We start from the raw sequence: 16,710 nt of genomic DNA on the forward strand, positions 1-16,710 counted from the left end.
TCTTTTTTATAATAAGTCATCCCCCCAAAACATATCTTCGTTAGTTATAATACCAATTTTAATAAATTCCTCTAACCTGTCTTCAACCTGATTAGCACTCATTGTATCCTTCATATGACGGATAATATCATCCACGGTATCATCGTCATTGATTATTTTCCAGATATCAGAATCTTTTTTATTTAAAATCACCCTACTGCCATCATTTTTTATGATACTGGTATATTTTTCATTTTCTTTCCAAACATAAGTTGTTTTATGTAATATGTCTTCTCGTTTAATCATATTTTAATGAATGTATAATTCTAAAAAAGCGTTTCTCTTTTCTGAGAAACGCTTTCTCACCATTACGTTGGTCCTGGTAATGGACCAATCATTGCAATCGCTATGCCTGCTCCGAAGCCCCAATCACAGTTTACTCCACAGCCTAAATCAACACGTTTTTTCTGCTCTACGCCTTCGCTTTTTGGTGTTTCATATACACTCATTTTGTCACCTCCTTCACATTTTGTCTTTCCAATACTTTTTTATGTATTAGTACATTCTTTATACCATGTCATAGCATTTACAACCATATTTATTGTTTTTTTTGCACTTTTTTTTATCTCTTTGGACATAGGCAACACATGGCTGATTAATTTCAATTATTATAAAATAATCTGTATGAATTATTTTGATGAAATATATTTTCATAGTCATTCATTGCAACATAATTGTGTCACTACATTGGCACACTTCTGCGATTGAAGGGTAATTTTACCCATGTTACAATTGATATTGCTTATAGTATTCCTATTTTTTCTGGCACCTTAATCGGTGCTTTTTTTGTACCCGTAAACCTTTCGCTGACAGTAGCCAATACTTACACAGTACGTACAGCGTACTTCCCCTAAAATAAAAACGTATTCTGTGCGTACAGTGTAGGTAAAACTTCCTATTATATAATGAAGGGAGATTACCATGAAAACAAGAAATGAAATCTATCAAGGGGAAGGTGCCCAACTGCTCCGGTTCATTACAACTTACCATTCGCTGCAATATGAACAGATCTTACGGCTCTTTTCCAAAAACAGAGAGTCTATCAAGTCTCTGATCACCAGTCTGGTAAAACAAAAACGCATTATCTATGATAAGGAGAACGGGCTTCTCTGCGACAGCCAGGAATCTGCAAACAATCCTGATTATGGAATGATTGCATCTTTTTGGGTGCTTTTGGACTTCAAAAACGCCATTGTGTACCATACTGACGGTGAATTTCCTGTGAAATTGAACTTTTTCTCTAAAGATGAATGGTATGAAGTCCTCTATGTCCCCCAGGAGCAGGAATATCTTATCAATCATGTCATGGAAAGCCAGACAAAAAGCGATGCGAAACGGCTGGTTGTATTAGAATCGGAAGAACAGGCTTCAAAAATCCATATCACAGGTGTGATTGCCTTTTGCCTTGTAGACTCCTCTACCGGATCTGTCAGCTATTATGCAAAGAAATGAGGTATGTATGAACACCAAAACTGTTTTTGACCGTTTACAGAGCATTGATGATGAAGTCCAAAAACTTCACAACACTATTTTTGCATTGAAAACAACAGATATTCAAGCGTATGCCGACAAATACGAAGAGCTGAGTATCAGTGCTGCCTTGCGTTCTGAAAGGATTGCCTGCCAGCTCAGAAATCTGGTATATACCACAACTGATACTGGAAAGAAAGACTATCTGAAACAGGCTGCGGCTGTGCAGGGAATCAAAATCTCTTTTTCAAATAGTGTTCTTTCCATTACCATGCCAGGACTACTGCCCAAACGTAAATTGCGAACCAACACCGCTTTTCTACATGAGCCATTAAACCTTGCCTTGCAGACTTATGTGACAGAACATTCTATTCCGTTATATAAAAGATGTGTGGTCTGTTTCAGTCAAATTTATGACCAGAGCCTTTCTTTACAACGGATACGTGATTACGATAATTTGGAGTTCAAACAGATTTTAGATACCATCGCTTCCTATGTTCTGGTTGATGATACGGGACTCTTTTGCGACTCCTATCACACTACGGAACTGGGGAATTACGATCACACCGTTATCTTTGTAATGGAACCGGAAACCTTCCCTGACTGGCTAAAAAATAGAAAATCGTCTATCAAAACCATATCGGAAATTTCCTGATATTTTTCTTTCTTTTTCCGATATAGGTAATTTTTCTGCAAAGAAGCCATATTCTTTGCATTTTTTATGCTTAATACCGCCCTTACTTTACCCAAGTATAGGCTGTCATAGGTAAAAATCGAACTGAGGTGATGCTTATTTGATAAAAACCGATTCTATAAAATATCAGCTTTTGGAAATGGTTGGACTATGTGGGGAATTCCCTTCCGGACAGCTTAACAGATTGATTGAGAGTGATTCCTATGCAGAGAAGGTGGTTACAGATTTAAAGCAGAGTAAGCTTATAAGAACACACTATAAAGATGGCCTACGAGGTTATCGCCTTACCAAACGGGCAAAAGAACTGCTGCTTTCGCAAAATTCCTGTCGTTTTCAAAACTATTTAACCGGAAATGCAGAAACCAACCTCATACGTAGCGAATTACCAAGACGGCTGCGGCTTCATCAAAAAGCAGAAACCTATTTGACGCTTTCTCATACCGGAATCCCATTCTTTCCAGATGAAAAGCCCCTGCTTTTTTCTGAATCCGGCGAAGCGGCTACGTTTCCTGTGCGAAGCCTTCCTCTGTTTTACTCTTCCAGGGAAATAAAAACTCTTGGAGCAGCCACTACAAAAATCAAAAATTCCCGTTGTATGGGAATCCTGATGGCTCCTCACTGTGTCTATGCTGTTTATAATACCGGAAATACACTTCTAAAATGGGAATACAAAACGGAAGTCCGACTCAATGCTTTTTTGCAGCACTATCTTCAAGGACTTCCTTACCATGGTCCGCCTACCGTTTATGCCATCATGACCGGCAGTGATATGGATATGGCTTTCCGGCTCCTTACCAGTACCGGGGGATACAAAAAAACACTGTTCATGCTAGATACTGCGTATGAACACTTTTATTTCCTGCCCAATAACAGCTACGGAGAATACCTGCTCCGTTTATTGGTACAACCCCAGCGTATGATGCAGCTCAATCAGCTACTACTGTCCGACTGTTTTCCCCAGCGTGAGGATCTGCCAATTGAACATGATGGAATAGACAGCCAGGAAAAGCCTATTTTGCTTGCGTATGATTTTGACATGCAGCGTATCAACCGCTTCAATACTGGATTAAATGTATATGGGCTATCCGGGAACCTGATTTGCTTTGACTTTCAGCTTCCCTGCCTGAAAAAATACCTGACTGCAGATATACACTTCTCCAGCATTGATTTTCAAAAGTTTAAAAGGAGGTTTTTCAATGAACCGTAAATGGTGGAAGTTCCTGTTTTTGCTTCCCATAAGCGTCTGCACTCTGTATGCCGGAGGATACGCAGCACAATTTATTAAAAACTATCAGGAATGGACTTCTGCCGGAAACTTTGCCGGCAACGGAACCTATCCGCAAGCAGCTTCTTTACACCCATTGGTCTGCTTTCATACTGCCCTTACCGATTTCCCATACAATTTGTATGGGATTTTTCTTTGCCTGGTTCTCTTTGGGCTTCTTACTTTTTTACTTATGCGTATGGGATATGACAGAAACGGGGAGATTAGTGACCATGAACGGAACTTAAATTACTCTACAAAAGGAACCTACGGTACATCCGGATTCATGACTCCAGATGAAATGATGAAAGTTTTGGAACTGACCGGAGATGTAAAGAAAAATAAAGGAACCATTTTAGGCAAATTGAATGGCAAAGCCGTATGTCTTCCATATCAAACACGAATGAATAAAAATATCGCCGTGTATGGTGCCAGCGGTTCCATGAAATCCAGAGCATTTGCAAGAAATATGATTTTCCAGTGTGTCGCCAGAGGGCAGGAAGGCAACAACGCTTCCGGGGAAAGTTTAATCATTACCGATCCAAAAAGCGAACTCTATGAAAGCATGTCTGTTTATCTGGAAAACGAAGGCTATGTAGTAAAAGCATTTAATCTGGTCAATCCGGAAAACTCCGATAGTTGGAATTGTCTGGGTGAAATCAATGGACAGGAAACGATGGCTCAAGTATTTGCAGATGTCATTATCCAGAATACAGGTTCCGGAAAAGGAGATCATTTCTGGGATAATGCGGAGATGAACCTGCTAAAAGCCCTGGTTCTCTATGTGGATCAGGGATTTCCGCCGGAAGCCAGAAATATCGGACAGGTTTATAAGCTGCTGACCATGAGTTCCGAAAAGGAGCTGAACAGTCTTTTTGATCTGCTCCCAGTGTCCCATCCAGCAAAAGTTCCTTACTGCATCTATAAACAAGCCAGTGATACCGTGCGAAGCGGAGTTATTATCGGATTGGGTGCCAGACTTCAGGTATTTCAAAATAAACTCATTCGGCAGATTACCTCTTATGATGAGATTGATCTGACACTTCCAGGGAAACAGAAATGTGCTTACTTTTGCATTACCTCAGACCAGGACAGCACCTTCGATTTTTTATCTTCCCTGTTTATGACCTTCATCTTCATCAAACTGGTCCGTTATGCAGATAAATATGGAGAAGAAGGAAAACTTCCTGTTGCTGTACATATACTGGCTGATGAGCTTGCCAACACCGGAGCTATCCTGGAATTGAATAAGAAAATCAGTGTAATCCGAAGCCGGAATCTCAGCATTTCCTGCATCTTTCAGAATTTACCCCAGATGCAGAACCGCTATCCTTATAACCAATGGCAGGAAATTATCGGCAACTGTGACACTCAGCTCTTTTTGGGCTGCACAGATGAAGTTACTGCTACCTTTATCAGTAACCGCAGCGGCGATGTAACCGTAGGGGTAAGCAGCGAAGCCAAGCAGCTCAATAGTTGGCGGGTATCCGACTATACACCGGAATACCGGCAAACAAAATCTATCGGCAAACGAAAACTCTTAACACCAGATGAAATCTTGCGGCTCCCACTTGATACTGCCTTGGTTATCCTACGTGGGCAAAAAGTCCTAAAAGTAGAAAAGTACGATTATACCCTACATCCAGATGCCAAAAAGCTGACACCAAGAAAAGCATCGGAACACATACCTGAATGGCGCAAAAATGGTTCCTCGGAAGAAACAGATTATCGACCACAGCCCTCATTCGAATCTGCCAAAAGGAAACGCCGTTCATCTTCTGCGTCAATAGCAAAACAGAAACCACATTTTACATCCGAACCCGTTTATCAGGAACCTACTCCCGATGATTTTATGGAGGATTTACTTCAGGAAAATTTTATAGAAGATTCCCCCGACTCTGGCATGGTTCCTTTAGATAAAGATTCCATCATGTCATAACACATTTTGAAAGGAGATAACATTTATGGCAAACGAAACAATGAACCTGAACACCCCTATTTTAACCCTTGACTCCGATACTGTATTAGAAACTGCTCAATCAAAAGCGGATTTAATCTGGCATGACATCCAAAATGCCTATCGTACCCGGAAAATTCTCACCGGCATTCTGGGCGGTATTGAAAAGACCGAAGCCGGCAGCTTAATAGCAATTATTTACTATAAAGATTATCGGGCAGTCATCCCTATCTCGGAAATGATGATCAATCTGATCCAGGATGAAACTCATGATTACGGAGATCTCTCTCTTAGACAGAACAAAGTACTTAATAATATGCTTGGCTGTGAAATCGACTTTGTAATCAAAGGTCTGGATACCAAATCCAGAAGCATTGTTGCCAGCCGGAAAGATGCTATGCTGAAGAAACGCCAGACCTTCTATTTTGATCAGGACTCTTCCGGACAGACTAAAATCCATGAAGACCGTATTGTGCAAGCCAGAGTCATTGCCGTTGCTGAAAAAGTAGTCCGGGCAGAAATCTTTGGTGTAGAAACTTCCATCCTTGCAAGAGATCTGTCTTTTGACTGGCTGGGTGATGCCAGGGAACGCTTCCAGGTAGGGGAACATATTCTGGTCCGGATCTTAACTATCCAGGGAGATTCCCCGGAAACGCTCTCCATCCATGCAGATGTGAAAAGCGTGGAAGGCAACACCAGCAAAGAAAATCTGAAAAATTGTCGGGTACAGGGAAAATATGCCGGAACGGTGGAAGACATCCACAAAGGGACTGTTTTCGTCCGGTTAGAACTGGGCGTCAACGCCATTGCTCACAGTTGCTACGACAACCGCACCGTTGGGAAGAAAGATAAGGTGTCCTTTGTCGTAACACATATTGACGAAGATCGGAATGTTGCAGTGGGAATTATCACTCGGATTATTAAGCAAAACATTTAATTACCTATACTGTTAATAGGGGAGTACTCCTCTCAAAAAAAAGTGCTCCCCATTCTCACTTATCAACAAAAAAATACTTTATTCACCAACTACAATCCCCAACTTTTCCATAGCATTTAAATACCTATTTTTATATTTTCTAATATAAATTTCTTTATACTTTTCAATAATCTGTAGATCATTTGTTATAAAAAATGCATTTTTAGACTTAATTAATACATTATTCTTAACAAGAATATTTAGTGCTTTACGGATTGTTTCTGGGCTCGTTCCAAACTCTCTGGATAATCTCATTATCGATGGGAGTATACTTCCGGTTCTATAATTTCCTTTACATATTTGCGAAAATATTTCATCTGAAACTCCACAATGCAAACGTTCTGAAATGATAATATCTTTTCTCATATTTTTCCTCATTCTTTCAGGTGTACTTAAACATTTTGTAATATTATATCACTCATCAATAGATTAACTCATATAGTCCAAAATTATCTCAATGATATTTAAAAATACAGTTCAATAACTCTATAGTTGTATAGTCCGCTCCATATATTGAAGTAATTCCGTGTCATGTGTAATAAATATGCACGTTTTTTCTTTAAAAGCATATTTAATTGCATTCTCTATTATTGCCTTTGATTCTATATCTAGATTAGCTGTAGCCTCATCAAATATTAAAACATCTGCATTTAATATTAACATTCGAGCTATCGCTATTTTTTGTTTTTGCCCACCTGACAAATTTTTTCCACCTTCAGAAATATACATATCTAAATTTATTTCGTCCCACCCACTTTTTGAAAGAGCTTCCTTTATTTCCAAGTCTGTTGTCTTTTCTCTAACCAATTTTAAATTTTCTCTCAAACTACCTGAAAACAGAAAAATATTCTGTGAAACTATTCCTATTCTTCTTCTTAATGATGATGCATCGATTTCATTTATATCAATATCATTTATGAAAATTGCCCCTCTATTTACTTGATATAATTTCAATATTAATTTTATTATAGTAGATTTTCCGCTACCATTTGCTCCAACAAGAGCAATTTTTTCTTTATCACCAATAGTAAATGTTTTATTGGCAAATACATTTTTCTTATTATCATAAGAAAATGTGACATCCTTAAACTCTATTTTCTTAATTCTTCCAGTCATCTCTGTTCCTATATTGCTCTCAGTTTCCACCGTAAATAAAAGTGCTACTCTTTTCAATGCTGCTATAGCTGGCTGTATCATCATATTAAAATTTGAAAATAGTTGAATTGGCATAAATATAATTGCAGCATACTGTGAAATTGCAAGATACTCTCCAATAGTTAAAGTATCTCCAATTATTAATATTCCAGCTACAAGTAATAAAATAACCGAGGAAATATTAGTTAGTGCTTGAACCCCCTCTGACCCTAAACTTAAAAGTTTGCCTTTTTTTGCAGTTTTTTTCGCCACTTCACTAATTTGCTTATTCACTTCTAAAATTCTTTTTTTCTCTATATTTAAACTTTTAACTTCTGCAATTCCCCCAATGTTTTCTTGCATTTTACCAGATGTTTGAGCAGTTGCTTCCAATAATGCCTTTGAAGCACTCCTTAAATTTTTACTTGTATATCGAGTCATAAAGAAAAAAAATGGAGCTATCCCCAATATCACAAATAACAATTTCTTTTCCATTGTAAATACAATAGATATAGCACCAATGAAAGAAATACAACTTACTAAAAACTGAACAAATATAGGCGAAAAAATCACATTTATACTATCCACCTCTCTTATTCGTTCCGTAATGTATCCATTTTGTTGCTTATCAAAATATGGCATTGGCATTTGTAATATTCTTTCAAAGAGCCCCTTTTTTAGTTCACTTATGAACGTACTGCTAGCATAACTAAGTATCACACCAAGTGCATATTTAATGCCAAAACTCAAGATATATATGATAACTAAAATTATCGAAAAAGAAACTATAATATTCACTTTATTTTTATAAATCCCTTCATCTAAAATAATTTTAGATATATAAGGTGGCAATATTGTTGCAAGCGAAGATAAAAGTGTACATACAAATGCAAGAATAATTTTCCCTTTAAGTTTCTTGATATATTTTAATAAAAATGTGTAATTTTTCATAAATACTTCTCCATTCTCAAAATAATTCTAAATATATATTAGAATTAAATTATATTTTCTTTATTTTAACGCATATATACTTTACGAGAAAATATGATTAACGGATAAACAATATGTCCTTCAAATTTCCGTATATTATTATATTCTCATTTTTGATCTCCATTTTTCTGCTATGATAACTCTGTAATAAAAAATAGGATAAAAATTTATCCAATATTGTATATAAACAAATCTTATTTTCTATTTTTTTCACTGAATGTCCTTCACCTGAGAACAATACTCCTAATACATTTACATCTTTTGTCATCATCTTTTGTATCATTTCAACACTTTCTCTATAGTTCACTATTGGATCATTAATGCCATGTATAAGCAACAAAGAGGACGTATTGCAATTTATTTTAAAAACAGGTGACTGTTCACATACTTTCTCTGAATCATCACTACTTATATAAATTTTAAATATATCTTTTTGAAATCCTTTATATACCGGATATGATTTTAGGCCTTCTCCTAAATTAGATACACCTCCTATAGATATCCCACAAGTAAAAAAATCTGGACGTTCTGTAATTCCTAGTTGTGCCAGATATCCACCAAACGAGTTTCCCATGATCGCAATATTCTTTATATCTAGTCTCTTTTCCTTTATAATATTACTTGTTGATGCAACAATATCTTCATTCAAAACCTTTACACAATCTCTTGCAGCTGCATTTAAAAAAGTTTTACCAAATCCCTGAGATCCTCTATAGTTTATCGTTAAAACATAAAAACCTTTACTAACCAACCATTGGTGCAAATATATAAATTTACAAGTATCTCTTTGCCATGGACCACCATGCAAAAATACAATAAGCCCTTTGTTTTGATAAGTTTTTGGTTCCATTAAATAACACAGTATTTTGTCCTCATAGGAATTTTCCGTTACTATTGCCTGTTTTTTCACATACAAGTCTTTATTTTCATCCCTATGTTCATTAAGTAACAGTGTTATTTTTTCTTCTTTTTTTTCAAATAAAACATATTGTAATGGGTAATCAGAATTACTATACTCTACTATCCACCTATTCCCATCACTACTCGTGCTTACTATGCTCATATCTCCAGCATTGAAAGATTGTAAAAGTTTAAAAACACTTTCTGTTTCATTATTAAAACACTTCCAAAATTTCCGTTTATAGTAAAATGCTACTGCGGCAATATCTCCAGATACAGGATCAATAAATGATTCATCTACATCAACCCTATTTGAAAAAGCTAAAATATTCGTTTTACAATTATCTAAATTCATTTTACTAATGACACTCTTATCTCTATTTCTTGAATCTCTCAATAATAGCTGATTATCAGAAGTAATACATAATGGAAATGTTCCAAAAAAATCATTCGTATCAATTTTAGTCATAGTTACCTTTTTTTCTATGTTATCTATATAATAAGAGCCATCCGTATTCATTTTACACCCCAATCTTACTCTATGCTTAGAATCAAATATTAGTCTAAAATACGAATCATTTTTATATACTAATTCCATTTTCCAATTCTCTATATCTAATCGATAAATATCAAAAAATTGTGGGTTTCGGCGGTTAATACCTAAAACTGCACTGTCTACTTTTTTATCAATTCCATATATTTTCACTTGACAATTGTCTATATTAATTTCTTTATCAATTTTATTTTCGTATACATTATACCTATGTATATTCCACATACCATTATTAAGAGGATCACTTATCAAGAGTATATATTTAGTGGAATAAGACCATAAATATCCTACAATATTTGTAAATTTTCTTTTACAAATAAATTTCTTTCTGTTTAAAGAATCACAACTAAAAAAGACTAGTTGTTCTCCATCTACGTCCTTTTTAATAAAACTTATCAATTTACCATCCGGACTTATTTTAACTCCCCTAATCGAATTTCCCTGGCATAAGTCTTCAAATGACATTGCTTTCATCTTACATCCATTCCTTTCATTTCATTAAAAAGTACAACATCTAGAATCCTTTCTCTCACTTCAAAAATAACTTTTCCAAGTCGCTATATAGCTGTTTCAAATCATATAACGTAAAATAAGAATCTGGTAATCTTATGTCGTTTGCTCCAGTTACAGTTTTAATATTTGTATAAGAACAAAGCATTGTGTAATTTACAAAAAATTTTTTTAATATAATATTAGGACACATCTTTTCAATAAGGGAAACACTCGCTTCTATCATATCAATATCCTCGCCTACAACAATAGCAGCTACCGGATTAGCAGCAAGCATAATTATTTGATTTGTTATAGTTTGAAGCTTAAATACACTATCCATAACTTTCCCTTCAATTTCCATAAATATAGCATTTACATCTCCGTATTTATTCCCAATAGAGTCAATCAAGCTTTTAATTAATAAATACTTTTTTTCTTCATTAAGTCCGCATAATGAATTTCGATAACTATATTCAACATCATCAAAATATACTCCTTCATTCCCTGTTACAATACTTTTTATTTTATCTCCATTACATTTTGCATATTCACTAAAGATGTTAATAAGAAGTAATGGCAGGTGTGTATAATTGCTTATATTCAAAATTACAATTACTGGCTTATCATTTCTAAATATATGACTGACATGCAAATCGTCTATAAAATCTTTATTGGGTATAAAATCCTCTGCTTTCATCTGTTGAAGATCTTTATATCTAATATTACCTCCCAAATGTTTAATCCTATGTTTAAATTGTAAAAACAAAAATTTTTCTAATTGGCTCGATTTTACTAATAAATCATTACCAAAGCTACACATGTTCCAATTGTTTTCTACATATACTTTCTTTGTATTTTTATAAAAATCAAAATCTATATTATTTATTATACTATTCTCCCAAACTTTTTTTGAATTATCTATCAAAAAACGCTTAGCTTGTGTCAAAGTTGTATCATTGTTAACATATCCACAAAGCATACCTGTAACATAGGCTGCAGCATAGCTAGTTCCCCATATTTTATCTGCTCCTACTATAGAAGAAAAATTATTATGTTTCATTCTGCTATAAAATTGAACTTTAGCAGAATCTGTATATAATAACTCCTCATCACATCTTACACCCCCAACGCCAATTACAGTATCCCAATATGCAGGAATGCATGGTTTTCCGGTATTTTCAGCAGCGGCTATAATTATTACACCTTTGGTATATGCACTATCACAAATTTGTTTGATGGCAAAATAATTCTTAAATTCGCTAATAGCAATACTTAAATTGATGATTTTGATTTTATTTTCTATACACCAATTTATTGCTTCAATAATGTATAAATCTTTTGTTCTCAGTTTATTATCAAAAACTTTTAATATAACTATAACCGCATCTAAAAATTTCTCTTGGATGATTTTCACTATATTAGTACCATGTCCAGTTTTATCTCCAAAATCATTTTCAAATGCGGTCCAACCATAACTAATTCTCTGATAGTCTATATTGGGATTATCCTTTTCCAATCCACTGTCAATTATAGCTATTTTTACTTGAGAATTTTTCATTATATCAATTCCTCTAATCCATAAGTTTTAATCATAGGGCATAGTTCTCTTCCTGATGCGATCCGGTGTTCATTAACCATAAGCATTTTGGAATAACACATTGCACAGTCTGAAACATCTTCACAATACAAGCAAAATTTTTCTCTTCCCTCTTTAAAATCTACCTTAGACAACTTTTGTACTAATTTTGAACTAAATATATCTTTATAATCTTGTGAGAAAATATTACCAATTTTTATTTTAGCTGGGGCGCAAATCTCAACATCTCCATTAGGCGTAACAGCTATGGTTTGCCAACCAGCACCACAATTTTTTATTTCACTTATATTCACATTTTTTAACACTTTATCATTGAAAACAATATCACGATATTTTTCGTTAATATTCCTTAACAAATCACCATATTTGGCTTTAAAATAACTCTTATAGGATTTCCCTAATATATTGCTTTCATTTTCAATATTTTTTCCTCTACCCCATTCTTCAGAAATACTAATTCCAAAGTGTTTTATTCCTTCTTTTCTCATTAAATTGCAAGTATTTTCAATATCTTCCACATTATCTTCTGTTAATACAATTACAACTCTGACAAGAAAATCGTTTTCCTTCAAATATTTAATTGTATCCATTGTTTTGGAAAAAGTATTTTTTACTTGTCTCATTTTCTCACTAACTTCTTCGTTGGAACCATCAATACTAATCTGTATACCACCAAATTTTTTTCTATTATCTTTCAATACGGGCAAAATATTTTTGGGAAAATAAACACCATTACTAATAATCGCAACCCAATTAAAATACTTAAAAGCTTCTTCTAATATTTCTTTAATATTAGGATGTATCATCGGTTCACCACCTGAAATTTCTAGTACAGTAACACCGTTCTCACTTAATGTTTCAAAAATCTTTTTGACATCTTTTAAAGGCATATGCCTTCCCTTATATGGACTTGCTTCATTATAGCAATAAACACATTTAAGATTACACAATTCTGTTATTTCAACCGTTGCATGACGTGGCAAAATGAGTTTTCCATCTCCTACTATCTTTAGTTCCTGTTTATTACTAGTATCGTCTAAGTATAAAATCCCTGTATCAATACTATCTTCGATAAATTTTAAAATACTTTTTTCATCTATATCATACTTCTCCTGCACAATTTTGATGAAGGCTGCTATGTTTGTTTCACCATTAATTAATTTCAAAATTTTGATAGCATCAGTTTTCACATCCTTAATGCTTCTTTTAGTTTCAGTTCCAAACGATTTGATTATAACAGCAACATATTGCTCATTAGGATAACGATAAATCAACACATGTGGATTAATGTGTATATATTGTTCTAAACACATAAATGTACATCCTTTCTTTTCTTTACATTAATAAAGATAAAAATAATTAATAGAGTAGCTAAATATTATTCTTCTTCTTCAGAAATTCCAGTTAACACAGCTGTTTCAAAATCTGGGATTGGTCCATCTAACAAGCATAAAGTACACGAAGCACATGCTGGTGACTGTGCATATGAATTTTCAAGTTCTAACATAAATGCCGCCTCCTCACTTTTTGATTTTTATAAATATCCATTTAAGAGAATAGAGCTCTATGGAAATAGGTATGTATCTTTGTCTACTTCCATAGAGGCTCTTTTTCACATTCTAATTAAAAACTGTAATAACTTAATCTGGCAATTACTCTTCTTCTTCAGACCAGCCTGACAGTAATGCCAGTTCAAAATCTGGAACAGGACCATCTAATGCGCACGCTGCACATGCAACACATGCTGGGTTCTGTGCATATGAATTTTCTAAATAAAGCTTATCCATACTTTTTTCTCCTTTCGTTTATTTTTATTTCTCAAGCTTGATGGTTGTATCATACAAATAATTTGTGTGTCTTTCCATATTTTATGTATAATTTGCTTGTTTTTTTATCTAGTTGGACAAAGTATACTAAATAAGTAATTTCATAAATATTCCATATTACCTAGCGAACAAAAAACCAATTACCGTTATCAATTAATTTCTTATGTACCACAAGCAAGTCAATCAATAGATATTTACGCTCCTAAATACTTGTGTTCATACTACCGAAACCCTTTTGATTATTGCAGAAGACTTTGAATCGCCAAACCATACTTTGAGAACCACTATTGCAGAGAATAAAAGCCTGTACAGGTTGAAGGTTTTATTGCATTAGATTCCTTACCAGAACAATGCTTGCAAAGTTGAATATTCCGGTCTTGGTGTCCATGCTGTCCGGTAAGCAGGAAACCTATTAACAATTGTCCAGAATACAAGAAATCTCACTAGAGCCAAGCCGACTAACGCCCACCAGAGGATGGCTCTGGGTTTGACATTAGGACAATTTCTTATGAATAGTAGTCAGGCCAATCAAAGGTGGTTTCCAGAGTGTCCGGAAAGTAGGCTTCCATTACTACGAAATCACAGTTTATTTACATAAGAATATTCACCAAGTGGCTATGTGCTATCGTAACCTTATTACCAATAGCTCTTCCACACTGTAATAATCACATTATCTCTTTAGGTAATATTTATTTCCGCTTCTATGTTTAGAGTTTCCTCCATTTGAAGCAAAATTTATCAATGTACAAATAGCTCTATACGTTAAATATCAAATCAGGGAGAAAAAACGAAATATCGCTTTTTCTCCCTGCGAAACACACAACTATTTTCTTAATCTGAAAAAATATATATTTATTCTTCATCAAATACATCTTGTTTAAAATCTCTTCTATTTAAAATTGCCTCTTTTGATTCTCTCTCAAACGCTTCTCCGCCTTCTAATCGTACTTTTCTAGCATATTCATCCAAATATAAACTTTCAAGTAGACCTATATCTCCAAAGCAAACATTTTCAAATGTATAGCGCATTAAATCTAATAGTTCTATATCTGTTATTTGATCCTGCATATCATTCTTATAAGTATAAAAAACTTCCTGTAATTGGCTTATAACCTCAGCATAGTTATTTTGATCAATATACTCCGAATCACAAAACTCCATCAGTAGATCTGGTAAAATCCCTCTACCAAATTCAAAACGTTGAGTTTCTTTGAGAATTTCTTGTTTCGATTCTACCAGCATCTCTATTTCTTCCTTTGTCAAAGCAACACCAAAAAGAGCTGTTTTTTGATTACATTCTTCAATTTTCTTTATTTCCTCTTTTTGATTACAAATTATCATCTCATAAAAGTTATCCATCTATTTCTCCCTTGGAATCTGTTTTAATTCAACAATATAATCCTTCAGATCATAATTTAAATATTTCATCATTTCTTGGTTTCCTTGATATTTTCTATTAACAAGCATAGAAAAACAACTTATGATTTTCTTTTCATTTACGTTTTCAATATTCTCTTCATAGATTTCTCCCACCATATATTTCAAAGTATGTCTTAAAGGAAGTCTACAAATATTTATCACTTCTTCTTTATAGTTGAAATAGTAGTTTTGATGAATCTCCTGAACAGACGGACAGGAAAAAACCGATAAAAACTGTTGTTCGATCTCAATATACTCTAAATATTTTAATATTCTGTCAACGCCTCTATATTTCTCTAAAGAGCCCAAAATAGGGTAGTCTAAAAATATCAGAAAATCTTGAGCATTAAATTTAGGATCATACCACCTGAAAAATGCAGGAATATCTCTTTTAAATGTATTCTCATATATTACATTACCATATGAATTGAAAAATTTAGATATTCGATTATAAAGTAATCTGGCTTTTTGAACTTTTTCCAATACTCTTTCATACCCTATCCTATATGCTACTTGAGCTGATAATTGTATTTTTTTATCTATCAACATATCTTTATCTTCCAATTCCTCTATACAATAAATGACACTTCCCATAATCTGTTGTGCTTTTTCATACGTAACTGACGTACTCGCCTTTCCTGTATAGCATCCACATAACTCATAAACCACTGGTATTAATTCTTCTATTTCGTATTTCATAAATATATATGTATGATGTTATTAAATCAACATACATACTCTCTCCTTCTAAATTAGTTTCATCCCAAATAATTTTTCCATAAAATAATTGATTTAGAAAGGTTATTTTACTATATGTAATAGCTTGTCTCTTTCCTCATACAGTACATAACAATCCTCATTGTTTTCCATTATTTGTTTATCAATTGTTTTTTTATCGATTGAAGTAAATTCGTTTAATTTATTAATAATATCTTTTGCTGCTTTTTCTCCTATTTTTCTTATCTTAAGCAAATCATCAATAGTATTATATTGAGATAGTAAATCTTCTATGTAAACCAATTTTTGTCTTCTTAAACAATTATTAATTTCTGTTGAAAGAAATAAATATTCTAATGGTGTCTTTTGCTCTTTTGCGACATCAAAGAAATTTCTCCAGAATTCCTTATAAATATTAACACATGCCGCACTTTCCTCCAGCAAAGCAAATTTTTTCTTAATAATCAGATGCTTTACTTTTCGCCATGTAATTAGATGCTTTTTATAATATGATGCTTCTGAAGGATGCAATGTTTTAATATATGCATCACAAAAATATAACTCAAATTGTTTTTTTTCCACTTTTAAGATTTCATTTTTATAGTCCATTTGTCACCTCATTAATAAATAATATTATTTACTATATTTTAAATTCTAGTATCTCAATTATTATATAAAACAA

At 33.7% G+C, this 16,710-nt stretch carries 17 protein-coding genes; 5 read left to right on the top strand and 12 right to left on the bottom strand.

Annotation, left to right across the window (positions count from 1 at the left end; all coding sequences use genetic code 11):
• Positions 1-6: 6 nt before the first annotated feature.
• Positions 7-285 carry a hypothetical protein gene (locus tag LJE11_RS02660; RefSeq protein ID WP_025579355.1) on the bottom strand — a complete coding sequence of 93 codons (279 nt, stop codon included), beginning with the start codon at positions 283-285 and terminating at the stop codon, positions 7-9.
• Between the two features lie 62 nt (positions 286-347).
• Positions 348-488 carry a hypothetical protein gene (locus tag LJE11_RS02665; RefSeq protein ID WP_156331270.1) on the bottom strand — a complete coding sequence of 47 codons (141 nt, stop codon included), beginning with the start codon at positions 486-488 and terminating at the stop codon, positions 348-350.
• A 472-nt stretch (positions 489-960) separates the two neighbouring features.
• Between LJE11_RS02665 and LJE11_RS02670 the strand changes: the two genes are divergently transcribed.
• The 5 genes from LJE11_RS02670 (at position 961) to LJE11_RS02690 (ending at position 6,361) form a co-directional block, all read left to right on the top strand.
• Positions 961-1,491: a DUF5697 family protein gene (locus LJE11_RS02670; protein WP_092073373.1), complete on the top strand. Its 531-nt coding sequence runs from the start codon at positions 961-963 to the stop codon at positions 1,489-1,491.
• 7 nt (positions 1,492-1,498) lie between these two features.
• Positions 1,499-2,164: a DUF6100 family protein gene (locus tag LJE11_RS02675; protein WP_187306279.1), complete on the top strand. Its 666-nt coding sequence runs from the start codon at positions 1,499-1,501 to the stop codon at positions 2,162-2,164.
• 139 nt (positions 2,165-2,303) lie between these two features.
• Entirely contained in the window at positions 2,304-3,410 is a 1,107-nt protein-coding gene (locus tag LJE11_RS02680; RefSeq protein WP_227295478.1) for a hypothetical protein, read from the top strand.
• Positions 3,400-5,406, top strand: a complete 2,007-nt coding sequence (locus LJE11_RS02685; RefSeq protein ID WP_227295480.1) for a VirD4-like conjugal transfer protein, CD1115 family — start codon at positions 3,400-3,402, stop codon at positions 5,404-5,406. The genes LJE11_RS02680 and LJE11_RS02685 overlap by 11 nt, the downstream gene beginning before the upstream one ends.
• A 25-nt stretch (positions 5,407-5,431) precedes the next feature.
• On the top strand, positions 5,432-6,361 hold the full coding sequence (locus LJE11_RS02690; protein ID WP_227295482.1) for an RNA-binding protein: 930 nt from the start codon (positions 5,432-5,434) through the stop codon (positions 6,359-6,361).
• Positions 6,362-6,439: 78 nt separating this feature from the next.
• Here the strand turns inward: LJE11_RS02690 and LJE11_RS02695 are convergent, their stop codons facing one another.
• From LJE11_RS02695 to LJE11_RS02740, 10 genes are all read right to left on the bottom strand, one after another.
• A complete protein-coding gene (locus LJE11_RS02695) occupies positions 6,440-6,766 on the bottom strand; it encodes a GntR family transcriptional regulator (protein WP_227295484.1) in 327 nt (108 codons plus the stop codon).
• Positions 6,767-6,886: 120 nt separating this feature from the next.
• Positions 6,887-8,485 (bottom strand): ABC transporter ATP-binding protein, encoded by a 1,599-nt coding sequence (locus LJE11_RS02700; protein ID WP_227295486.1) that lies wholly within the window; start codon positions 8,483-8,485, stop codon positions 6,887-6,889.
• Between the two features lie 97 nt (positions 8,486-8,582).
• Complete coding sequence (locus tag LJE11_RS02705; protein ID WP_227295488.1) at positions 8,583-10,451, bottom strand: alpha/beta hydrolase family protein; 1,869 nt, start codon at positions 10,449-10,451, stop codon at positions 8,583-8,585.
• A gap of 55 nt (positions 10,452-10,506) precedes the next feature.
• Positions 10,507-12,027 carry a S8 family serine peptidase gene (locus LJE11_RS02710; RefSeq protein WP_227295490.1) on the bottom strand — a complete coding sequence of 507 codons (1,521 nt, stop codon included), beginning with the start codon at positions 12,025-12,027 and terminating at the stop codon, positions 10,507-10,509.
• Complete coding sequence (locus LJE11_RS02715; RefSeq protein ID WP_227295493.1) at positions 12,027-13,379, bottom strand: radical SAM protein; 1,353 nt, start codon at positions 13,377-13,379, stop codon at positions 12,027-12,029. Before LJE11_RS02715 ends, LJE11_RS02710 begins: the two co-directional genes overlap by 1 nt.
• 65 nt (positions 13,380-13,444) lie before the next feature.
• Positions 13,445-13,573: a subtilosin A family bacteriocin gene (locus LJE11_RS02720; protein ID WP_227295495.1), complete on the bottom strand. Its 129-nt coding sequence runs from the start codon at positions 13,571-13,573 to the stop codon at positions 13,445-13,447.
• 145 nt (positions 13,574-13,718) lie between these two features.
• On the bottom strand, positions 13,719-13,853 hold the full coding sequence (locus LJE11_RS02725) for a subtilosin A family bacteriocin (RefSeq protein ID WP_227295497.1): 135 nt from the start codon (positions 13,851-13,853) through the stop codon (positions 13,719-13,721).
• Positions 13,854-14,744: 891 nt separating this feature from the next.
• A complete protein-coding gene (locus tag LJE11_RS02730) occupies positions 14,745-15,251 on the bottom strand; it encodes a DUF6323 family protein (protein WP_227295499.1) in 507 nt (168 codons plus the stop codon).
• A complete protein-coding gene (locus LJE11_RS02735) occupies positions 15,252-16,010 on the bottom strand; it encodes a DUF6179 domain-containing protein (protein WP_227295501.1) in 759 nt (252 codons plus the stop codon).
• A 102-nt stretch (positions 16,011-16,112) separates the two neighbouring features.
• On the bottom strand, positions 16,113-16,637 hold the full coding sequence (locus LJE11_RS02740; protein ID WP_227295503.1) for a DNA-directed RNA polymerase subunit alpha C-terminal domain-containing protein: 525 nt from the start codon (positions 16,635-16,637) through the stop codon (positions 16,113-16,115).
• Positions 16,638-16,710 lie beyond the last annotated feature (73 nt).

The sequence above is a fragment of the Blautia sp. DFI.1.216 genome (assembly GCF_020594215.1).
GTDB classification, from domain to species: Bacteria; Bacillota; Clostridia; order Lachnospirales; family Lachnospiraceae; genus Blautia_A; species Blautia_A wexlerae.